Below are 23335 nucleotides of genomic sequence, written 5' to 3' on the forward strand. Positions count from 1 at the left end.
GATCCTCAGTAAGATTTTTCAACCAATTGTGATAAAGCCTGATCCATGCTGGCACTATCATTAACACTCGTTACAGTTAAGGTCTTATCAATTCGTTTGACTAACCCACTTAGCACTTTGCCTGGCCCGCATTCAATAATACGTTCAATACCACGATTTTTTATTAGTTGGATAGTTTCAACCCATCGCACTGGACGATAAAGTTGCTCCTTAAGCATAGTACGAATTTGCACAGGTGACTTATAAATACTCAAATCCACATTCGAAATAACTGCTACTTTAGGGGTCTTGAAGTTCGCATTTGCAAGATATTCCTCAAAAGCATTGGCTGCATCAACTAATAAAGGGCAATGACAAGGAACACTCACTGGTATAATTTTTGCCATGCGCGCCTCAAGTTCTTCAGCGAGTTTTACAGCTTTTTCAACGGCGATAGAATGACCAGCGATAACAATTTGCCCTATCGCATTGTAGTTAGCAGGTGTTACTTGGTACTCTGCATCACTAGCTTGCTTACAAACAAATTCAACTTGGTCGTCTGTTAAGCCGACTATTGCAGCCATAGCACCTTGTCCCAATGGAACATGCTTTTGCATTAATTGGCCTCGTTTAGCAACTAGTTCTGCCGCATCAGCCAGCTCCAGTGCGCCAGAGCATACCAACGCTGCATATTCACCTAAACTATGCCCTGCCATCACCGCTGCTTGTGCGTTACCTAACTTTTCTAAAAGTTTAAATACAGCAACATCTCCCGTTAGCATAGCAACTTGAGTGTTTTCTGTCTGATTTAATTGTGATTCTGGTCCTTCTTGAGTTAATTGCCATAAATCGTATCCAACCTTGTCAGAAACGAGAGAAAATAAATCCTGAACTAAAGAGTAGCGCTCAGCCAAATCCGACAACATGCCGACAAATTGAGAGCCTTGACCAGGAAATACATATGCAGAATTAATCATTCGAAATAAGCTCCAACAAACAATAATACTTAGTAACGTATTACCATAGCACCCCAAGTCATCCCGCCGCCAAAAGACTCCAACAGGAGTAAATCGTCTCGTTTGATACGTTTCTCTCGTATGGAGTAGTCTAAAGCAAGGGGGATCGATGCTGCTGAAGTATTACCTTGTTTTTCAATGGTTACGATGACCTGTGACATAGGGAGGTTTAATTTTTTAGCAATGGCTTGAATGATACGAATATTTGCTTGATGAGGAATCAACCAATTAATGTCGGACTTCTGCAAATGGCAAGTTTGAAGAATCTCATCAACGATATCACCCATTATGTTTACTGCGATTTTAAAAACTTCATTACCACGCATACCTATATACGCTTTATCTTCCAAAGATGCGTAATTCGGGAAAGTTAATAAAGCATCAACATCGTGGGATGCATGAAGCGTACTTGCCAATATACCTGGCTTATCACTAGCACTTAAAACAACAGCTCCAGCACCGTCCCCGAATAGCACACAAGTAGTTCGATCAGTCCAATCCAGTGCGCGAGACATGCTTTCACTACCTACAACCAGAACATGCTTTGCATTACCAGCGTTAATATATTGCTTGGCAACATCCATTGCATAAACGAATCCACTACAGGCAGCACTTACATCAAATGCAGGGATAGGCCGGGTTATTTTTAATGCATGTTGCACATGGCAAGCCATGCTAGGGAAAAAATGATTAGGTGTACAAGTTGCTACTAAAATCAAATCTATATCATTGGCTTCAATATCAGAAGCTTCAATTGCTCTAATAGCAGCTTGAGAAGCCATAAATGAAGTTGTTTCATGCGGAGAAGCCACATGTCTACTACTAATACCGGTTCTTGAGTGAATCCATTCGTCACTTGTATCTAAGCTAACTTCCAAGTCTTTATTGGTAACAAAGCGCTCGGGTAAGTAACTGCCTGTTCCATTAATAACGGCATTTTTCATAGCAACAAACCTTGATTGATGAATTCAGTAATTTGGTGACGTACCAAATCAACCACATTATTTTTTACTTGAAGCATGGCCTCTTCAATAGCACATTGAAAAGCCAATTCACTGGCTCCGCCGTGGCTTTTAACCACAATACCATTTAAACCAAGCATACTTGCACCATTATAACGTGCAGGATCCATGCGATTTTTTAAATGCCCCAAAGCTGGCTTGGCAAGTAATCCAACTAATTTAGTGAGAAAATTTTGAGCAAACGACTCTTTTAGAACAGAAATCATAAGCTTTGCTAAGCCTTCACTTGCTTTTAAAGCAACATTTCCTACAAAACCATCACAAACTACCAAATCTACTTGTCCAGAATAGAATTGATCGCCTTCTACATAACCAACATAATTCATTAAATTACATTCAGCCAGCATATGTGCAGTACGCTTGACCTGATCATTTCCTTTAATTTCTTCAACACCTATATTTAGTAAAGCAATTTTTGGCTTAAGTTTCTTGTCAATTGCCTGAATAAGGGCTGACCCCATAACCGCAAATTGGAATAGGTGTTCTGCACACGAATCAACATTTGCACCAAGATCAATAACACGTGTCTTACCTTGCAGTGTTGGCAATTCAGCAATGATCGCCGGTCTATCAATACCGGGCAGCGTTTTTAAAACAAAACGCGCAGTAGCCATGAGGGCTCCGGTATTCCCAGCACTTACACATGCTTGAGCACGCCCGTCCTTGACCAGGTTAATCGCGACTCGCATTGATGAGTCTTTTTTATTACGCATTGCCTGCGATGGCAACTCATCCATAGCAACAATTTCTGAAGCATGAACCACAGAAAATTGGTTACTCTCAACAACGCCAAATTTTTTAAGATGCGCATTTACCTGACTTTGATCACCAACCAACAACAACTTCAAATCAGGGTTGTGTCGAGCAGCACGAACACAAGCAGGAATCACAATTTTTAAACCATGATCCCCACCCATCGCATCAACAGCAATGGTGATATTTTTCAAGAGATTACTCTTTATCTTCGTAAACGTTATCAGTATCTAAGACTTTTCTGCCACGATAATAACCATCTTCGGTCATGTGGTGACGGCGATGAGTTTCACCCGTAGTAGAGTCCACAGATAATGTGGGTTTAGTTAATGCATCGTGCGAACGACGCATATCACGTCGAGAACGTGATTTTTTATTTTGTTGTACAGCCATTGTATTACTCCTAAACAATTTGCATTCGTTGGGGCGGAATATTACCGATTTTTTAAAGGTAATCCAAGTGTTACAGCGAAAATTTACAATTTCATTGTGCTATCAGCCCCAAAAAAACGATTTATCTCACTATCACAATCGCTAATTTCAGGGTGTAATTCGGGAACATATAGATGTAATTCATCTGTGATTAATTCATTTAAGTTAACATGACCATCTTCAGAGATAACACATTCATATTGTTCCATTAATTTTTCAGCAATTTCATCGGAATGACAAATCGCTAAAGTAGTATTATTAACGTACTGATAGTTAAACTCTTTTAAACAACGTTGACACGTGATGGTTAACATTGAATTGACAGTTAAATTTAACAGATAATAATTGTTCTGGCTTTCAATAGAAAACTGACAATGAGTCACACAAGGCGGATTTATATGAGCAGGCAGTCTTTCATGCAATTCTAATGTTGCTTGTTCTACCCCTGTCTTCGCTGCACTATTTTTTAAATTGATTAACATAATTTTACTTATCACAATAATTCGATTTCTTTGTGTACTTAGCTCGCACCATAAAAACGCGAATAATAACCAAAATAATCATGAAATTATAGAAGGTGTAACCTTATTCGCTATATAAAGGATTTTAAAAATATTCTATTATAGCGTAAAATTAGATTTTTTTTTATACACATTGATAATATATGAAAGCCAAAGTCATTGTTGGTATGTCTGGTGGAGTTGACTCTTCTGTTGCAGCCTGGTTGTTGCGTGAGCAAGGTTACCAAGTTGAAGGTCTCTTCATGAAAAATTGGGAGCAAGATGATACTGACGGTTATTGTGCAGCGGCTGAAGATTTGGCAGACGCACAAGCAGTTTGCAATCAGTTGCGAATACCACTCCACAGCATTAACTTTTCAAAAGAGTATTGGGATCGTGTTTTTGCCCACTTCCTTAGCGAGTATCAACAAGGACGGACCCCCAATCCAGATGTGTTATGCAATAAAGAAATTAAATTTAATGCCTTTTTAAATCATGCTCTCACTTTAGGTGCTGATTATATTGCTACTGGACACTACGCAAGAGTTCGCTCCAATAACAACATCGGTGAACTGTTAAAAGCCAAAGATCGAGAAAAAGACCAAACTTATTTTTTGCACGCGGTCGATCCCAAAGCCCTTGCTAAAACACTCTTTCCTATAGGTGATTACTTTAAAACTGAAATTAGGGAATTTGCCAAACAATTGGGTTTAGTTACGCATAATAAAAAAGACTCGACAGGGATCTGCTTTATTGGCGAAAAGCGTTTTAAAACATTTCTTAAAGAATTTATTTTGGCCAAACCTGGTGACATTAAAAGTAGCATTGGTGAACTATTAGGTAAACATGATGGTCTTATGTTCTACACGTTAGGTCAACGACAAGGATTAGGAATTGGTGGCCGCCAGTCTGCGGCTGATGAGCCTTGGTATGTTGTTGATAAGGATGTAACAACCAATACTTTGGTGGTTGCCCAGGGTAATGATCACCCTATGCTGTACTCGCAAGGTTTGATCTGTGGCCCTATTCACTGGCTCAAGGATTGTAATGAGGAATTACCTCTCACCTGCTATGCAAAAACTCGCTATCGCCAGTTCGAACAGGCATGTGTGGTATCACCTCCTAGCAATAAACAACATTATGTGATGTTCTCAAATCCCCAACGCGCGATAACTCCCGGACAATACATTGTCTTTTACGAAAAAAATCAATGTTTAGGCGGAGCCACCATAGAACAAATTATTCGATAATATTGTACAATTAAGAGATAATTCATCTTAATATAAATTTTAGGGCGATGCCCAAGATCATTTTGGAGTAAATAATGGCTGCGATTAACGCTTCCCCTGCCGCATCGACTGGTATTCATTTTTCCGTGAGTGCAGCTGATAAGGTCGCTTCACTAATAGCCGAAGAAGAAAATCCTAATTTAAAATTGCGGGTTTTTGTGACTGGTGGTGGCTGTTCTGGATTTCAGTATGGTTTTACCTTTGATGAGAAAATTCAGGAAGATGATACAGTTATTGAACAAACCTGTTCAAATGGAGAGTCTTCGGTGCAATTGCTCGTTGACTCTATGAGTTATCAATATCTTCACTCAGCTGAAATTGATTATGTACAAAACATTCAGGGAGAGCAGTTCGTGATTCGCAATCCCAATGCTAAAACAACTTGTGGTTGTGGCTCGTCGTTTAGCGTTGAAGATGATGAAGAAGCCTAAGAATTAAATACAAGACTAGTCGTTAATTCTTCGATTAGCAGCTAGCCTTGCTATCAATAAGGTTGTACCACTACTTTAGTCCCAATTTTTATAAAATTACGATGTAGCCAAAGGGCGTCACCGGGTCTTACGCGAATGCAACCATGACTTGCATTGTAGTTAGGCACATCATAAGAACCATGTATTGCGTAATATTTGCTGAAAAACATGCAATAGGGCATTTTCGCCCCGCCATTTGGCAAAGGATAGCGGCTTGAGCGACAACTAGCACTTCCCTTACTAATAATGCTATAAGTACCCGAAGGAGTGCGACAAGAACGCTTAATATCATGGCAATATTTACTACCGCCAGAAGCTTTTCCTGTCCTGATAACTTTACCGTTTTGTACAGCTTTCCAAGTTAATGAACGCGGGTTAAAAATAAAAGTATTTGATGCGAGAGTTAAGTATGGACCTTGAGAGATTAAGTTAGTTGCATAAAGATCTTTTTCCGCTCCAAAATAAAAAAGAATCAAACCTAAAAAAGTAACAGGCCAATACTTGCGAGCTTTTACTTCTTCCATGATTGTCCTTAAAACTTTGAGTACGCCTGTTTCTAATATAGTTCAAATTTTAAACAATTTCCTCATCAAGGCTCCACAAATTAATCCCTGCCTTTTTTGTTAAAAAAACAATAAAATCTTCGTGCCTCTGGCGCTCTTCGTCTGTAGCAAAAATCACAGGCGAACGGCTTACTAAAGTCTCTAAATTAGTAACAGCACTTTGGCTTGTGGTTCTGACCAGCTCTTCCTCATCACCAAATAGCGTACCTTGACCACCCGTCATTGCTAGATAAACAGAAGCTAAAATCTCGGCGTCTAGTAAAGCACCATGGAGTGTGCGGTTGGAGTTGTCAATTTCATAGCGTTTACAAAGAGCATCAAGGCTATTTCGCTGGCCTGGATGCTTTTCTCTAGCAAGAATTAAAGTGTCACAAACAGAACAAAAATCATTGATAAGAGCAGGCCAATTAAGCAATTTTAATTCAGCATCGAGAAAGCCAACGTCGAAAACGGCATTATGGATAATTAACTCAGCCCCTTTGACAAACTCAACAAACTCATCAGCAATGTCTTTAAACAAGGGTTTGTCTTGCAAAAACTCATTACTTATCCCGTGTACCCGAAACGCTCCTTCATCAACAGCACGTTGCGGATTAATGTAAACATGAAAATGATTTCCCGTCAGTTTACGATCAAGTAATTCCACACAACCTATCTCGATAATTCGATGGCCTAACTCATGACCAATACCAGTAGTTTCAGTATCTAAAACAACTTGACGCATAGCGAGTCCGAAAAAGTAGAAACAGGCAAGATTCTATCGTAAATAGTTGTGAACTGTAACTCTTAAGGATTTCAAGTTAAGATTTTTCGATAACTCAAGCAATTATGAAGTCAACAGCTCAACAATTGCTTGATTCGCCAAGGCATCTGCCCGTTCATTCTCAGGATGCCCTGCATGTCCTTTTACCCAATGCCAATGGATGGTATGCCTTGTTGTTAAAATATCTAATTGTTGCCATAAGTCAGCATTTTTTACAGACTCCTTTTTTGAATTGCGCCAGCCATTTTTTTTCCACTGGGCAAGCCAAGTTGTCATACCAAGCCGCAAATATTGCGAATCTGTATATAAATTTACTTCACATGGGCGTTTTAAAGCCTCGAGGGCTTTAATAGCAGCAGTTAACTCCATACGGTTATTCGTGGTCTGAGGCTCTGCACCATAAAGTGTCTTTTCATGGCCATTATAGCGAAGTAAGGCTCCCCAACCACCCACGCCCGGGTTTCCCTTACAGGCACCATCCGTATAAATTTCAATGGTCATACAAATAAATCTTGATAAGGCTCAACTTTGGGGTCAATAGCATACCTTGAAAAATCTGTAATACCAGCTTTTAAGAGAATTTCTTCATCAATAAAAAATTGGCCTGTCACCATTTTTGCCGGCTGCGTCAAGATCCAATGCGCAGCATCAGCAACAATCTCAGGCTTTCTGCTTGCTTTGTAAATCGCCTCAGGGAAATTCACACGAATAGCAGCAGTACCAATCGTTGTGCGAGGCCACAATGAATTTGCAGCAATGCCGTATGGTTTTAACTCTTCGGAAAGACCTAAAGTACACATACTCATCCCATATTTGCTAATTGTATAAGCTAGATGAGGTGCAAACCATTTACTATTCATCGTTAAAGGAGGAGATAATGTTAAGATATGAGGATTCTTCGACTTTTTTAAGTGAGGAATAGCCGCTTGTGAACAAGCAAAAGTTGCTCTGGCATTCACAGCCTGCATTAAATCATAACGTTTCATTGGGGTTGAGACCGTATCACTTAAACTAATGGCGCTGGCATTATTAATTAAAACATCGAGTTGTCCAAAAGTGGCTACCGTTTTTTCTATAGCCTGATAAATTTGCTCATTATCCCTTACATCAACCATTAAGGGCAAAGCTTTGCCACCAAGTTGCTCAATTTCTTTAGCCACACTGTGTATCGTACCTTCTAGTGAAGGATGTGGTTCATTTGTTTTAGCAGCAATTGCAATACATGCTTTTTCATGAGCTAATCGATGCGCGATTGCCCTGCCTATCCCTCTGCTTCCGCCAGTAATAAATATTACGCTTGTCATCTCTTCTCCTTAAGCTTAATGCCAGCTACCCAACCCAACAGAAATTTAATTAGCTTGCCATGGGGCGGGTAAAACCATTGAACTGTCGTAAAACGCCTTTGCACAAACACCGGCTTCAATTTAGAAAAAATGTCAAATCCTTCTTGTCCATGATAATGCCCCATTCCACTTTGACCGACACCACCAAAGGGTAAGGAATCTATTGCAATATGGGTTAGAGTGTCATTGATTGTCAATGCTCCTGAAAGCGTCCTCTTTTCCAGTACCTCTTTCTCGCTCCTATCATTCCCAAAATAATAAATAACTAAAGGATTTGGTAAAGAATTAATTTTTTCAATAGCATGTGTTAAAGAACTGTAGCTTATAACAGGCAACAGGGGGCCAAATATCTCTTCCTGCATAACTTTCATGGTGTTATTTACATTAAAGAGCAAGTAAAAAGGCATTTTTCTATTTTCTTTCTCATCTTGGCCAATTTGCACAAGGCTGGCTCCTTTCTGGCAAGCATCATGAAGTATTGCATTCAGCCTTTCCTGATGAGCCGTTGAAATAATGCTCGAATAATCCTGGTTTACTGACAATTGTGGGTAGTGACAATTGATAAAATCTTTCACGAAATTTTCAATTCGCTTTTCCCACCCTTTAGGTATCAATAAGTAATCTGGCGCAATACAAGTTTGTCCAGCATTAACAATTTTACCCATAAAAAGACGCGAGAAATGATTCTCATTAATTGTTGTAGATATAAAAGCAGGTGATTTACCTCCTAACTCCAAGGTAACTGGTGTTAAATTTTCAGCAGCCCCCTTCATCACGAGTTTGCCTACTTTCGTTGAGCCAGTAAAAAGCAGATGACCAAACGGCAAAGATATAAATTTTTCCGCCACCTCAACTCCACCATTCACGACAACAATTTGATTATTCAGAGTTGAGTTCTTTATTAACTTACCTAAAATTTCACCCGTTTTGGGTGTCAATTCCGAATTTTTAATCATGACACGATCACCAGCCGCCAACGCATAGATTGATGGCCCAAGTGCGAGCAACACAGGATAATTCCAAGGAACAACCACTCCAACAACTCCTAAAGGCTGCGGCAATAAATAGGCAAAAGCAGGTTTAAAAAGCCAAGAAACATGGCGCTCTCGCGGTTTTGTCCATTTTTTGAGATTTTTTAAACAATAATTGATAGCATTAATCAGAGGAAAGACTTCCAATAACAGCGTTTCATAACGCGCGCGATGGGAAAAATCCTCGTTGACAGCTTTAGCAATATCCTCTGCATGATTTTGTAATAATTTTTTAAGAGTGAGGAGGCTTGTGCGTCGCTCTTTTACTGATGGATACGGGTGTTTTGAGAATTGCTCTTTCAATTGACTAAATACAAGGCTCAGTTCCATCTTTTGTACCTTTCATCCTATGAATTAATACTTGCTAGATATTGAAGCATGAACTTCACGACGTCAATTATTCAGAATTTCTCGTATTGCACGGCTGCAATGCCAGCAAATTTAAATAACATTTTGCATTTATATGAAGACATAAAGCATTCTTATGTCTTCATAGCAAACTCACATTAATACAAACTCCCCACGAAGAATCATTTGTTTAATTACAGCAATATCTGGGGCAAAGTAACGATCTCTATCATAGGGCTCAACTTGACTTCTCACCTTTGCATACATTTTTTGGAGGCGCGGCGAAGTTGTCAGTGGTTTATGAAACTCCAATCCTTGGCAAGCAGCTAAGAACTCTATAGCAAGTATTGTTGCGGTATTATCAATCATTGTTTGTAACCTTCTTGCCGCATTGGTTGCCATAGAGACATGATCTTCTTGATTAGCTGAAGTAGGAATACTGTCCACTGAATGCGGATGAGCAAGTGCTTTATTGTCACTAGCACAAGCCGCTGCAGTAACGTGGGCAATCATGAATCCTGAATTTAAACCTCCATCCTTAACCAAATATGCAGGCAAGCCACTGAAATTTTTATCAATTAATAAAGCAATTCGACGCTCTGCATTGGCTCCAATCTCAGCAATGGCAATAGCCAGATTGTCAGCTGCCATCGCCACAATCTCCCCATGGAAATTTCCGCCTGACAAAATATCCCCTTCTTCAACAAAAACCAGAGGATTATCAGAAACGGCATTTGCTTCAACTTGTAGTGTCTGCCCCACGAACTGCATTTGATGTAAGATTGCTCCCATAATTTGAGGTTGGCATCTTAATGAATAAGGATCTTGCACCCGCGAACAATCCCTGTGTGACTCGCGAATCGCACTTCCTATCAATAATTCTCTATACATCGCAGCTACATCGCGTTGCGTTTGGTGCCCTCGTGCTTTATGAATCCTATCATCAAACGGAATGTCACTACCGCAAGCCGCATCAACTGACAGGCCACCAGCGATAATAGCAGCCTCAAACAGAAGCTCGCTTGCAAAAAACGCGTCTATACACAAAGCAGTGGACGTCTGCAATCCATTCAATAGGGCTAATCCTTCTTTCGGTGCTAATTCTAAGGGCATTAATCCTGCGAGTTTTAAACCTTCTTTAGCACTAATAATTTCTCCTTGAACACGCACCTCTCCTTCGCCTAACAAAGGTAATGCTAAATGAGCAAGTGGTGCCAGGTCACCAGAAGCTCCTACCGAACCTTTTGCAGGAATACAAGGATAAATTTTCTGATTATAAAGGGCAGTTAAAGCATCAATAAGCACCCTCCTGACTCCGGAATAGCCTTGAGATAAATTGTTAATTTTCAATAATAAAATTAGAGCAACTTGTTGATCAGAAAGTAACTCTCCTGTACCACAAGCGTGTGATAGAACAATATTACGCTGTAATTGTTTTAAGTGCTCAGCACTGATTGACTGCTTAGCCAAAGAACCAAAACCCGTATTTACACCATAAACTGTTCGTTCATCATCAAGAACTTGCTGAATTACCTCACAAGATGACTGAATAAGGGGAAGAAAAACCTCATCTATTGCAAGTTCTTTTGACTCTTTGAGCTGAGTTCTAATTTCTTTTAGAGTTAGTTGGCCTGGAGTCAGCACAAATACTTCAGTCATTGTTAAGTCCTCCAATAGACTCCATAGGCAACCACAAGTGATTAGCTTTAGCGCATTGCTTTGCAAGCTCATAACCAGCATCCGCATGCCGCATTACACCCGTTGCCGGGTCGTTATGAAGAACCCGTTTCAGTCTAGCTGCCGCTTTATCAGTTCCATCAGCTACAATAACCACTCCAGCATGTTGCGAAAATCCTAAACCTACCCCACCACCATGATGAATGCTGACCCACGTTGCCCCACTAGCACAATTTAATAATGCATTTAACAAAGGCCAATCTGATACAGCATCACTTCCATCCAACATAGCTTCAGTTTCACGATTAGGACTAGCGACAGAGCCAGAATCTAAATGGTCACGACCAATAACTATAGGCGCCTTTACTTCCTTGTTCCTTACCATGTCATTAAAAGCCAAAGCCAAGCGTGCTCTATCTTTAAGGCCTACCCAACAAATTCGCGCAGGCAATCCCTGAAAAGCGATCTTATCTCGTGCCATATCTAGCCAACGGTGCAAATGCTTATCATCAGGTAGCAGCTCTTTAACTTTTCTATCTGTCTTGTAGATATCCTCAGGATCACCTGACAAAGCCACCCAACGAAACGGCCCAATACCCTCACAAAACAAAGGACGAATATACATAGGGACGAAACCCGGAATAGTAAATGCCCCGCTAACCCCCTCTTCATATGCCATCTGACGAATATTATTGCCATAATCAAAGACAGGAATTCCTTGCTGCTGAAAAGCTAACATTGATTCAACTTGCACAGCCATCGATTTTTTTGCAGCAGCAATCACTTTTTGGGGAGCTGTTTCCCTCATACTTTCAGCTTCTTCTAAAGACCAACCTAGAGGCAAGTAACCATTAAGAGGATCGTGTGCGCTCGTTTGATCAGTCACTAAAGAAGGCTTGACACCTCGCTTAATTAACTCGGGATATATTTCAGCAGCATTCCCAAGCAGTCCCACAGAGATGGGTTTTCTCTGCTGGCATGATTCGTTAATCCAACTCAATGCCTCATCCAGATTGTCTGTATATTTATCTAGATAACGTGTCTTTAAACGTTTCTCAAGGCGAGTTTTGTCACACTCTACAGCGAGAATACTGGCACCTGCCATAATGGCCGCTAAAGGCTGAGCTCCTCCCATCCCTCCTAAGCCAGCGGTCAAGACCCATCGTCCCGACATATCACCTTGATAGTGTTTTTTTGCAGCAGCAACGAAGGTTTCATAGGTACCTTGCACTATCCCCTGGGAGCCAATATAAATCCAGCTGCCAGCAGTCATTTGCCCATACATCATAAGTCCCTTTTTGTCGAGCTCATTAAAATGTTCCCAATTGGCCCAATGGGGTACTAAGTTAGAATTGGCGATTAATACACGCGGCGCATTTTCATGCGTGGTAAATACACCAACAGGCTTTCCTGACTGAATAAGTAGAGTTTGATTTTCTTCAAGATTTTTTAAGACATCTACTATCTTATCGAATGAAGGCCAGTTACGTGCAGCACGACCAATCCCACCGTAGACAATCAATGACTCTGGATCCTCAGCTACCTCCGGATCCAAATTGTTGCGTAACATACGCAGCGCTGCTTCAGTGAGCCAATTTTTAGCCTCCAATTGTGCCCCTCTTTGAGCTGAAATATGGCGCTTTTTATCGTTCATATTCATGATCTTACTCCATCCCAGGATTCCATTAAGTTGCTATCATACTGGCGTCAATGACTAAATGACAAGTCATACTGTCAAAAGAACTAGCAACATGTTAGACTGAAATGATATTTTGACCTTTTTAGAATTTTATCGTGGACCATATACAAGCAAAACATCCACCCTCTTTAGGTATCTTCTTCGCTACTGAAATGTGGGAAAGATACGGCTTTTATGTAGTGCAAACTTTATTAGCACTCTACCTGGCATTTCAGTTTAAGTGGGAAGATGAGCGCATTTATGCCTTAGTGGGTACTTTTACTGCCCTAACTTACCTTTCACCTGTTATTGGAGGTTGGGTAGCTGATCATTTACTAGGTCAAAAAAAAGCGGTGCTAACCGGAGCTGTTTTTTTATTTTTTAGTTACTTATCTCTTTTTTTATTAGCTTCAGATAATACGCTTACAGCCGCTTTAGCAGGAATTGCTGTAGGCACAGGTTTGTTAAAACCCAACATTTCTTCACTATTAGGGAATGAGTATCCTGAAAACTCTCCTAGACGTGAAAGCGGCTTCACTATTTTCTATATGGGAATAACCACAGGGATTATTCTAGGAACGACACTTCCAAGTCAACTTCATTATCACTTTGGTTGGTCAGTCGCTTTTGCAAGTGCAGCATTCGGGATGATCATCGCTTTCTCTGTTTTTGCATTCGGTATTCATCACTATAAAATAGCGGATTACCATCCTTCAGAATTAACTGTCCCAAAAGCTATTCAAGCTTTCTTTATGATGCTTTTGTTATGGGCTGCTGCATACACTATTCTTCATTACCCAGCCTTAGCTGATATCGCATTTGTAGCGGTCATTATTTTATCTTTTCTTTATCTAATTGACGTGATAAGACGAGAAACCTCCAAGCAAGCCAGACAAACCATAGTTATTGGTCTCCTATGTATTATTTCAGTGATGTTTTGGGCATTTTATTTTCAAATGTTCTTATCACTAACTTTATTTATTTCAAGAGTTGTTGAACCCAAGCTGTTTGGAATACTATTCCCACCGCCTTATTATGTGAGTATCCAAAGTATTGGTATGATTATTTTTGGATATTTTATTTCACGCAGTCGCCCACAGCTAAATTCAATCCATAGCGGTATTACAACAGGTAATAAATTTATCCTTGCCATGATTTTTATTACATTGGCCTATGTACTCATTACTTTGGTTTCTAAAAGTAGTCATGGTACAGCCTTGTTGTCACCGCTTTACTTTATCCCTGCGTATTTGTTGATTTCTATCGCTGAGTTACTTTTGTCTCCTGTAGGATTATCAGCAATTACCGTCCTTGCTAGTCGAAAAAAGGTTAGTACTATGATGGGAATTTTCTTCGTATCATTAGGAATTGGGGCATTCTTATCCGGCAAATTAGCTACTTTAACTGCTGTTAAGCCTAATGAAATGTCTATATTGCAATTAAAAGCGCACTATACCCATACCTTTACTCAGCTCTTATATATTCTCCTGGCAGCGACTTTTATTTGCTTTGTCTTAAATCGAATTATTAAGTCTCTCTTAGGATCGTCTTCTCAATAGAAATGCTACAATATTCACGGCCCAGCACCACCCTGACCAGGGTATGTTGGGCTTACACATCAAAATATGTAACACTGTGCTCATTTTGACCATAAAATTGACGCTTAAATGCAGATGTGACATGATCTTTTTACTTTATTTCAGGTTATTATCATGACTTACGCCAAATCTTTAAAATCAATCCTTCCTTTATTTTTAGTGCTGTTTATAGATGGGATGGGATTAGGCTTATTGTTTCCAATATTAAATACAATTTTGGTTGAACCAGACTCTGGCTTTTTGTCCGCCAGTACCAGCCTAGGTCTTCGCGATTTTTATTATGGTTTAACCATCGGTATATTTATGATTTGTTGGTTTTTTGGAGCTGCCATTTTAGGTGATTTGTCTGATAACGTCGGCCGCAAAAAATCATTAATGATCTGCTTAATTGGCTCTTTTTTAGGCTATTCCCTATCTGCTATTGCTATTCTTCTTCACAGTTTTTGGCTACTCATCTTAGGACGAATTATTGCAGGATTCACCTCCGGCAGTCAGCCCATTGCTCAAGCTGCAATTGTTGATGTCAGCACTGAAGAATATAAAGCAAGAAATATCGGGCTTATTTTATTAGCAGTCTCATTGGGATTTGTTTTTGGCCCTATCTTTGGTGGCCTCTTATCCGATAGTCATTTAGTAAGTTGGTTTGGTTTCCAAACGCCTCTTTACTTTGCTGCCTTTTTATCATTAATTAATGCGCTGTTATTACAGTGGTCTTTCGCAGAAACTTTTACTAAAGCTCATGATAAAATAAACATTAAATGGCATCATGCTATAAACATTTTTATCTCAGCCTTTAAACACCCTTCTATCGAAAAATATTCACTAGTACTACTCGTTATGATTTTTGGCTGGTCCAATTATTTTTCTTTCATCTCACTTTATTTATTTCAAACATACCACTACTCAGCACTAGAGAACTCTTTTTTCCTTGCTGTAATGGGCTTAGGTTTTAGTATTGGCTGTGGCTATATCGTAAATTATTGCACAAAACGATATCCTTACGATTCTATTGTTATAGTGGGCCTATTATTGACAGCAGCAAATGTCTTTTTGACACTGGTTATTCCCGTACAATGGGTAGCCTGGGTTGCCACTTTATTGATTGGTATGAGCTTGTCTGTCGCTTATTCTGTATTGTTAACTATTTTTTCTAACCAGGTTAGCGAAAATGAACAAGGTTGGGTGATGGGCGTAACAGGTTCTATCATGGCGCTTTGCTTTGGGTTAACATCAATTTTTACTGGTGTGATTGCTCATGTGGGTGCAGTATTACCTATGTTGCTAGCCACTCTTGGGTTAGTAGGTAGTGCTGGCATTCTGGCAATTGTTAAGCGTTTAAGTGCCCCCGAAATGGCTTAATTGTTGGTGAGCTACCAGAATTTAATTATTAATAATATCAACTTGGAATTAATACAAAGGAAGGAACATGAATAAAATATCTTATTTACCAGAAGGTTACTCCACCATTACCCCTTATTTAATCGTAGCTAATGGTACTAAAGCTATTGAATTCTACAAAAATGTATTTGGTGCTAAAGAAGTTATGCGTATGGAAGGCCTCGATAAGCGAGTAGGCCATGCAGAGCTCACCATTGGTGAATCTAAATTCATGCTTGCCGATACCTGTCCAGAAATGAATGCAAAAGGACCAGAAGCTTTTGGCGGCTCTCCAGTAGGAATCCATGTTTACGTAAAAGATGTTGACGCTACTGCTGAACTAGCAGTCAAGCATGGTGCCAAATTAATTAGGAAAGTAGAAGATCAGTTTTATGGTGATCGTAGTGGTTCTTTAGAAGATCCTTTTGGTCATATTTGGCATATAGCAACTCACATTGAAGATGTTTCTGAAAATGAATTAAAAAAACGCATGCAAGAAATGCAAAAATAAATTGCGTTTGTTGGTAGCATCTAATGGCGATTTTATCGCAACAAGATGCCACCTCGAAATTAATTGTCGACAGGATGACTATTTCTCAAATTTTGCAACCATTTATTTCTGCATGCATTCCCCATATCTGCTTCTTTAATAACATAATGAAGTATATATAACCCGTCTTTCCCTTTCGTTATCATTTGTAGTTCATCTTGAACCATATTCTTAGGCTCAGTAATACGAAATTCAAAAATGACTCGGCTTGGAGATTTCTCAAAATAGCTTACTTCTGGTTTAAACCCAGATTTTTTTAATGAATCAATAATTCCTTCACTAAACTGTAATGGCGTAAGTTTATCCTGAATACCAGGGGCAAATTGACTTGTTATCAGTTCACGCCAATTATCAATATCATCATTACCAGGTACATATTCTACAGTAACAATATTGTCCGTCTTCTGCCCCCATGCTGCTCGCCAGGCACGATCATCAAAAATTATTTTTTGCTTTTCATAGCCAATGATTTGTGGATCAGGTTTTTCAGCATTTGAAGTAGTGGTAATGCAATACAAGTCATTTTTGTAATAAAAATAGAGCACACACTTCGGATTATTGTCTCTAGTAACTTTGACTAATTTCTTTAAGTCTAGAGTTTCTGCTTCAACTACCTCTAGAAAAAAAAGAAAAGAGAGAACAAAAATGAACCTGGCAAATTTATGCATGATGTTCTTCCTGAATAAGGTTCTTTGTTAAGTCTAGCAATTGAATTATGTTTGATTAGCCACGAAAAATAAAAAAAATCCACTTAATATTACCTTAATTTTTACCCCCTCTTTCTTTGATATAATGAACAATGATATAACACTGTGGAAATTGTCATGCCTAAAAAAGTATTAGTTATTAATGGACACGGTTCTAAATTAGCAAAAAAAATACACATAAATGCACAACACGGAATTATAACACCTGGTAATGCAGGAAGTAGTTATGTTGTATCTTTTGATGACAAGGAACGCCATTTAGAGGAAATGACATCGCAAGGGCAAATCTGGCCTATTGTTAACGGCAAAGGGAAACCTATTCAATGGCATCGATATCAAGATACTGATATCCATGATATTACTATCTCACCGTTACAATCAGGTTTTAAATTTAAATTCTTTGCAGATTCTGTATTGAAGAAAAAGACTAAATGGGAAAATCTAAGTAATCCTGCACATGATGTATTAGCTTGTGGCGCCTTGGCCGTAAGAAGAAGCAATGGGCAAATTGATATTTTAGAAAACGAAGCCCTATCAGCGTATCTGACACAAGGAGCACAAGGAACCAATCAGGGAGTACCAATATTTTTCTGTGACAAAAATATTGGTAAAGTAAAACCTTTGGGTGACACATCTCTTTCTGAAATTTATGCAGGCATTGCCCTCATTAAAGAGTTTCAAACCTCGGGAACGGAGGTTATTGTAGCAACGTGCAGTCCAAGCACAGAAAAACAGGAAAATATTATAGTACAGACCTATCAGTCGCCTACAAATTTAACTGACACTGCTTTTGTTAACATTTCATCTTCGACTAAAGAAAGTACGAAAGATTCTGAAGAAGAAGGCATGGAAACCTCTAAAGAAAGTAAGGGTTTGACAGCCTATGTACTTGTCGATCCACAAGGGGATAATTATGTTGACAGTGTTGAAGAAAAAAATGGCACTTACATCATAAAAGGAAGAAATGCTTCTGGTGCACCTCGCTCAATTACCATTGATAAAAATGGAAATGCTACAGGATTTAACGGCTCTCAGGAGCTTGGTGTAGTAGGCCGGCAAATGTATACGCAAAGAGAGGCTATATTTCAACATTTTAATATCAAAGTAGCGAAAAGAATGACTTTGAACGACACACTACAATCAATTGAATCTGCTGTTGGTAAGTTTTCCGACTATCAAACCACAACAGGGCATGGACAAGATATTCCCTTTCCCCAAAAACCTGCACAGCAATTCCTACATGGCTTAGGCGTGCCAAATGTTAGCGTACCCTTATCTAAAAAACCGCATGGGCAAACTCTTCCTCAAACTGGCAATGGCGATGTTACTATCAGCAGTTTTGACCCAAAATCAAGCGATAAATTAGTTATTACTGGTGCTCGTATCGATCGCTTAGTAAAAAGCGCCAAAACCTACGTCAATACTGACATCTTCCCAAAGGGTCACTTTCAAGAAATCCTATCCCCTGAAACATTAACAGCACAAACACAAGAAAAATCATCCAAAACAGGGGTACATCTACAAAATATGGCTGTTGGCCTCTGTCATGTGCAAGAAATTGATTTACTTGCTACACCCATTATCGTTTATGACGGTAAAGCAGTTTTAGGACCAAGAAAAGGTACAATCGATGTCGATGCTCCCGCAATGCTTTTACTTTCTACCCCAGCACTAAATGTTGCCTATGGTACAGGTAAAAACCTTACGAAAGAACAGCAAGTGGAATATATCGAAAGCATGTATCGCCTCCTATTTCACGCTGCTTCCAATGAAGGACGTGAATATATTGCGATGCCAGCTGCTGGCCTGGGTGTTTTTGGTGGCGATCCCGAGATGTATTTTAACGCTCTAATGAATGTAGCCAAAGACTTCCCAAAATTAAACATCATTTACCATTCAGGAAAACCAGGAAACGCTCCTATATTTGATAAACTTTTAAAACAACATGGCCTAGAAAATCTAGTTCGCACTGATAGAGATGTTTTGCTAGTTGCCCATGAATTGACACAACAAGGAAAACCTTGTGCTTTCCATAATCCAAGTGATGCAGATGTCGTGCTTGGCATTAATGATGTAGGCGAGTATTGGAAAAACGGGAAAGGTTCTGGATATGTTGGTGAAGAACATATTGGTGCAATGTCGACAGCACCTCTTAATAGCCGACTACTTAATCCCAATGCTTACCAAAATGTTGTTGAGCACTCATTTCTCAAAAACCCATTGTATACGCTTGTCGAACACTCTGACAAACAAGAAGAGGCCCCTAAAGAACATATAGAGGCTCCTCCTAAGAGCAAAGTTCAGGAAGAGACTCCTAAAGAGCATACAGAACATATTCATCCTAAGATCCATAATACAAAGGCTAAAAACCCTAATGCGTTCTTTAAAGCTCCTCCTCCAAAGACATCAACCCAGGAGAAAACTGATAACCTTACCCAGCAACAGTTTCAAGATATTAGAAAACAAATTGATATTTTGAAAGGCGAGATTAATAGTTGGATCCCTTATCCCAACAAGGATAGGAAACAGCATAAAGTGGATGCATTAGAAGAGTTAATTACTCTTACTAAAACACGATCAATCGAAGAGGCTGTAGAGGAGATTAAAGAAAAATACCCAGATGTTACTGCAGGAAAGTATAGTACACGTACCGCGGACCTATTGGTATCTTTAGTCACTGAAAGTAATAATTTGAAAGCTAATAAATAGATATTTGTTATCCTGATAAGTTTTGCTTGTCAGGATACTGCAAAAATAATCGCGGCAACTTTATGGGAGTCGGAAGACTCTAGTCAAATCAATTAGAAAATCCGATGGTTAGATATCACAATAGTCTGCGTCCAGCATGTTCCCTTAAACCAACGAGACACATATACCTCTAGGCCTATGTCAACTTTCAATTACCCCTCTAACCCACCAAGAACTTAGTTTACTAACTTTGTAATGAACATCTTTGCTTATAGGGTGTTACACTTTACCCGATTGGTGATAATGGCATGGAATGCACTTTTCTTATCCCCCTGAACTACTTCCTGAAGATTGACCCCATTCCAAATGGTAATAACTATTTTCTCATAATTCGTTTGACGAGAGTGAACTCCCTATGAAAAAATACCCCAGCTGATTATTTATTTAACATTATTTTAAATTAACACTCAAGTTGACCGGGAGATACTCAAATGTTTACTAAGATGCCACTAAAATTCAGTCCAACTCTTAGAATTTCTGATGACGTATTTTCATTTATTAAATCACATGCTGCAACTTCAGTCTATGAAATACAAGCTAATGATTATATAGAAAACAAAAGTTCAGTATTAGTACAGATAAATGCAATAATTGAAAAGCAAGCCCCCCCCAAATTTTATATACTAGAGTTTGGTATTCCTTCACGTTTTCCAGGAGAACATACAGCTGCCATAGGACATGCTATAACTGCATTTGTTGATATCCACAATAAAAAAATTATTACCAATGATTCTCTGTATGGCGAAGTTTCAAAATCAGGTGAAAAAATTGACTTCCCCAAAGAGTTAGCCCAGAGTTTAGCTGAGGCCTATCCTGGATATGAGATTCAAGAAGATGTCACTAATCTTCAAAAGCCAGGAGAAATTATTTGCGTATGGCTAACCTACGTGAAGGCGCGTTATTATTCTATGGGAAAAACTCTTAGTCGAGGAAATTTAGCTCAAGAATGGTACAACGATATGCTTGCTGTTAATCAAAACCAATTAACATTAGCCATTGGGAGTTCCTCTGAGCAAAAAATGGACTCCTGGCTCAACGCTATTTATTTATCATTACGTGAGAAACTTACTAAAAAATATAACCTTAGTTCGACAGACCCTTCTTTTTCAAGAGCATTTTATAGACTTTTCTTTGAGGTGGCTGAGCATGCTTTCCAAGCTGTTGAGAATAGCAAAACAAAATTTGAATTAATCAGCAACTTTTATGAGTATGCATACTTTAAAGATTATATACTCTCTCTTTCAGGGAATCATGTTGTTGATGAATTGTATGGAATTTTTACCTCTCTTAAATATAAAATTTTTAGCAAAATTCAATCGAGTCATACACCAACGACAGGCTCACTATTTGCAGAAACATATAAATTCGACGCTCAGGCTTTACAGGAGAATAAAAAGGAGATCATTGAACAATTTCAAGCCTTGATACAAACATTGATAACTGCTCCTCTGATGCTGCAATAAGATGATTTCAAAACCATATGTTGGCAAGCATAGTACCAATGCTTCCAACATTAAGCTCCAATTTTTTTATACTCTTCAAACTGAATATGTTTATCCCACATACACACCACAAGTAAAAAGAGACTTATTGCAAACCTTAAAAGGGTGTATACGAAAAATCGATATTAACCACTTTTCAATCTGACTCATATTTAAAATACTACAAACGTTATTCTTGTTATAACCCAGTCACCATTTTTGTAATTAATATTGCTTATAAATCCTTAATATTTATCTATTAAACTATATAAATTACTAATAGACTCAATGCTTATATGTTATTTATTTATGGAAAAGGAGGTTATTATCAGCCCTACTCCCAAATCCCCAAGGAAACAACCGAAAAATATGCTGGTCTATACTTGTTATTATCACCCTTGGGTGGGATGCTCTCCTCAACCTCTAGCAACTACTATTTTAGCGACTGGGAAAGTGCTGGATAAATGGTATAAAACGCGGCTTGATGGACAATTTTGAATACCGCACAGAAATCTCCACTCGATTCCTCAGACGACTTTGACCATTTATAGGAAAGTCATATTCTATTTGAATCACATACACGCTCTCGCAAGAAGTAACCCACATGTTGTCTACAATCACGTTGACAAGCATATTTATGATTTGTCTTTTGGTGATACCGAACAAAAGTGGCGCGTAAAAAACTCCGTGACAATCAAGAATAGCCAAGATAACATAAATTCTAAGCCCTTCCTCCGCCTAGAGTTTTAATGAATCCATTTGACATTACTCTGTTAAGAAAGGATACACCGGGGTGTGAGCACGTTTTGCATTTTAACAATGCTGGTTCATCTCTTCCACCAAAGCCTGTTATTGATGCCGTTAAACATCATCTGGATTTAGAGGCCACACGAGGAGGATATGAGGCCGCTAAACTAGCCTCTAAGACTATTCAAGAATTTTACAAGCATGCATCCTCTTTGATTAATTGCAACCGAGACGAAATAGCCTTTCTTGATAATGCAACACGAGCCTGGGACATGGCTTTTTACAGTTTGCAATTTAAATCTGGCGATAAAATATTAACGACAGTTTGTGAGTATGCCAGTAATTATCTAGCATTTTTACATCGAGCTAAGAAAACAGGAGTGGTCATTGATGTCATTAAAAATGATGAAACTGGGCAGCTAGATGTTCACGATCTTAAAAGTAAAATTGATGAGAGAGTCAAATTAATTGCCATTACTCACGTGCCAACACAAGGAGGACTAATAAATCCCGCTCGTGATATCGGTAAAATTGCTAAACAATTTAATATTCCCTATTTACTTGATGCTACACAATCCATTGGCCAAATGCCTATTGACGTCCGAGAACTCAGTTGCGATTTTCTTTGCGCAACAGGTCGTAAATACTTGCGTGGCCCTCGAGGCACAGGCTTTTTATATATTAGTCAGGAAATGATTAAAGACTGTGATCCCCCCTTTGTCGACCTTCATGCTGCAACATGGACTAAAGACAATGAATACATACTAAGGGATGATGCGCTGCGTTTTGAGACTTGGGAACAAAATATCGCTGCTAAAATCGGCCTCAGCAAAGCAATTCAATATGCCCTTAAAATTAGCATTCCAACAATATGGGAAAGAATTCAACAACTTGCTGCACAACTACGCCAACAACTATTAGAAATGGGTTGCGTAGAATTGCACGACTTAGGCCTGCACAAATGTGGAATAATTACCTTTTCATCAAAGAACAAATTACCTGAGGAAATTCAGCATTATTTGGCAACTAAAATGATTAACGTTTCAGTTTCTCTTCAAGAGTATGCTCGTTTGGATATGGCAAAAAGAAATTTGCCAGCTTTAGTCCGAGCCTCCGTACATTATTACAATACAGAAAGCGAAATTGATCATTTATGTGCAGAAATAAAAAGATTTTTAAAGGGGTAAACAGCATAGACAAGGTTAAATGAGAGATGATGAATGCTCGAAAGTTTAACCTTAGTCTCATATCCTTTGAGACTTT

At 38.9% G+C, this 23335-nt stretch carries 21 protein-coding genes; 8 read left to right on the plus strand and 13 right to left on the minus strand.

Translation table 11 applies throughout. The features are described from left to right. Positions 1–5 precede the first annotated feature (5 nt). From fabD to Lbru_RS12680, 5 genes are all read right to left on the minus strand, one after another. Positions 6–956, minus strand: a complete 951-nt coding sequence (gene fabD, locus Lbru_RS12660; RefSeq protein WP_058442491.1) for an ACP S-malonyltransferase — start codon at positions 954–956, stop codon at positions 6–8. Positions 957–985: 29 nt separating this feature from the next. After that, on the minus strand, positions 986–1939 hold the full coding sequence (locus Lbru_RS12665; protein WP_058442492.1) for a beta-ketoacyl-ACP synthase III: 954 nt from the start codon (positions 1937–1939) through the stop codon (positions 986–988). Beyond that, positions 1936–2964: a phosphate acyltransferase PlsX gene (gene plsX, locus Lbru_RS12670; protein WP_058442493.1), complete on the minus strand. Its 1029-nt coding sequence runs from the start codon at positions 2962–2964 to the stop codon at positions 1936–1938. The genes Lbru_RS12665 and plsX overlap by 4 nt, the downstream gene beginning before the upstream one ends. A 4-nt stretch (positions 2965–2968) precedes the next feature. Beyond that, the gene (rpmF, locus tag Lbru_RS12675; RefSeq protein WP_058442494.1) at positions 2969–3163 is read right to left on the minus strand and encodes a 50S ribosomal protein L32; all 195 of its coding nucleotides are present in this window, start codon (positions 3161–3163) and stop codon (positions 2969–2971) included. A gap of 83 nt (positions 3164–3246) precedes the next feature. Continuing rightward, positions 3247–3684 carry a YceD family protein gene (locus tag Lbru_RS12680; protein WP_058442495.1) on the minus strand — a complete coding sequence of 146 codons (438 nt, stop codon included), beginning with the start codon at positions 3682–3684 and terminating at the stop codon, positions 3247–3249. A 182-nt stretch (positions 3685–3866) separates the two neighbouring features. Between Lbru_RS12680 and mnmA the strand changes: the two genes are divergently transcribed. After that, positions 3867–4952 (plus strand): tRNA 2-thiouridine(34) synthase MnmA, encoded by a 1086-nt coding sequence (gene mnmA, locus Lbru_RS12685; protein ID WP_058442496.1) that lies wholly within the window; start codon positions 3867–3869, stop codon positions 4950–4952. 74 nt (positions 4953–5026) lie between these two features. Further along, positions 5027–5422, plus strand: a complete 396-nt coding sequence (gene erpA / locus Lbru_RS12690) for an iron-sulfur cluster insertion protein ErpA (protein ID WP_058442497.1) — start codon at positions 5027–5029, stop codon at positions 5420–5422. Positions 5423–5475: 53 nt separating this feature from the next. Here the strand turns inward: erpA and Lbru_RS12695 are convergent, their stop codons facing one another. The 7 genes from Lbru_RS12695 to hutU form a co-directional block, all read right to left on the minus strand. Continuing rightward, entirely contained in the window at positions 5476–5985 is a 510-nt protein-coding gene (locus tag Lbru_RS12695) for a L,D-transpeptidase (RefSeq protein ID WP_083500916.1), read from the minus strand. 49 nt (positions 5986–6034) lie between these two features. Continuing rightward, positions 6035–6748, minus strand: coding sequence for a DNA polymerase III subunit epsilon (gene dnaQ / locus Lbru_RS12700; RefSeq protein ID WP_058442498.1), 714 nt, complete (start codon positions 6746–6748; stop codon positions 6035–6037). Positions 6749–6850: 102 nt separating this feature from the next. Beyond that, the gene (rnhA, locus tag Lbru_RS12705; protein WP_058442499.1) at positions 6851–7288 is read right to left on the minus strand and encodes a ribonuclease HI; all 438 of its coding nucleotides are present in this window, start codon (positions 7286–7288) and stop codon (positions 6851–6853) included. Beyond that, on the minus strand, positions 7285–8091 hold the full coding sequence (locus tag Lbru_RS12710) for an SDR family oxidoreductase (RefSeq protein WP_058442500.1): 807 nt from the start codon (positions 8089–8091) through the stop codon (positions 7285–7287). The genes rnhA and Lbru_RS12710 overlap by 4 nt, the downstream gene beginning before the upstream one ends. Next, positions 8088–9491 carry an aldehyde dehydrogenase family protein gene (locus Lbru_RS12715; protein ID WP_058442501.1) on the minus strand — a complete coding sequence of 468 codons (1404 nt, stop codon included), beginning with the start codon at positions 9489–9491 and terminating at the stop codon, positions 8088–8090. Before Lbru_RS12715 ends, Lbru_RS12710 begins: the two co-directional genes overlap by 4 nt. 171 nt (positions 9492–9662) lie before the next feature. Then, positions 9663–11168: a histidine ammonia-lyase gene (gene hutH / locus Lbru_RS12720; protein ID WP_058442502.1), complete on the minus strand. Its 1506-nt coding sequence runs from the start codon at positions 11166–11168 to the stop codon at positions 9663–9665. Then, positions 11161–12846, minus strand: coding sequence for a urocanate hydratase (gene hutU, locus Lbru_RS12725; RefSeq protein WP_058442503.1), 1686 nt, complete (start codon positions 12844–12846; stop codon positions 11161–11163). The genes hutH and hutU overlap by 8 nt, the downstream gene beginning before the upstream one ends. A 134-nt stretch (positions 12847–12980) precedes the next feature. Between hutU and Lbru_RS12730 the strand changes: the two genes are divergently transcribed. From Lbru_RS12730 to Lbru_RS12740, 3 genes are all read left to right on the plus strand, one after another. Beyond that, entirely contained in the window at positions 12981–14423 is a 1443-nt protein-coding gene (locus Lbru_RS12730) for a peptide MFS transporter (RefSeq protein WP_274519611.1), read from the plus strand. 153 nt (positions 14424–14576) lie between these two features. Further along, positions 14577–15821 carry an MFS transporter gene (locus tag Lbru_RS12735; protein ID WP_058442504.1) on the plus strand — a complete coding sequence of 415 codons (1245 nt, stop codon included), beginning with the start codon at positions 14577–14579 and terminating at the stop codon, positions 15819–15821. 67 nt (positions 15822–15888) lie between these two features. After that, positions 15889–16350 (plus strand): VOC family protein, encoded by a 462-nt coding sequence (locus Lbru_RS12740; RefSeq protein WP_058442505.1) that lies wholly within the window; start codon positions 15889–15891, stop codon positions 16348–16350. 59 nt (positions 16351–16409) lie between these two features. On the opposite strand, the gene Lbru_RS12745 is transcribed toward Lbru_RS12740, so the two are convergent. Continuing rightward, positions 16410–17057 carry a hypothetical protein gene (locus Lbru_RS12745; protein WP_058442506.1) on the minus strand — a complete coding sequence of 216 codons (648 nt, stop codon included), beginning with the start codon at positions 17055–17057 and terminating at the stop codon, positions 16410–16412. A gap of 156 nt (positions 17058–17213) precedes the next feature. Between Lbru_RS12745 and Lbru_RS12750 the strand changes: the two genes are divergently transcribed. From Lbru_RS12750 to Lbru_RS12765, 3 genes are all read left to right on the plus strand, one after another. After that, positions 17214–19805 (plus strand): hypothetical protein, encoded by a 2592-nt coding sequence (locus Lbru_RS12750; protein WP_058442507.1) that lies wholly within the window; start codon positions 17214–17216, stop codon positions 19803–19805. Positions 19806–20275: 470 nt separating this feature from the next. Beyond that, complete coding sequence (locus tag Lbru_RS12755) at positions 20276–21307, plus strand: hypothetical protein (RefSeq protein ID WP_058442508.1); 1032 nt, start codon at positions 20276–20278, stop codon at positions 21305–21307. Positions 21308–22074: 767 nt separating this feature from the next. Continuing rightward, positions 22075–23259 (plus strand): aminotransferase class V-fold PLP-dependent enzyme, encoded by a 1185-nt coding sequence (locus Lbru_RS12765; protein WP_058442510.1) that lies wholly within the window; start codon positions 22075–22077, stop codon positions 23257–23259. Positions 23260–23335: the final 76 nt, after the last annotated feature.

The organism is Legionella brunensis (genome assembly GCF_001467025.1).
GTDB lineage: Bacteria > Pseudomonadota > Gammaproteobacteria > Legionellales > Legionellaceae > Tatlockia > Tatlockia brunensis.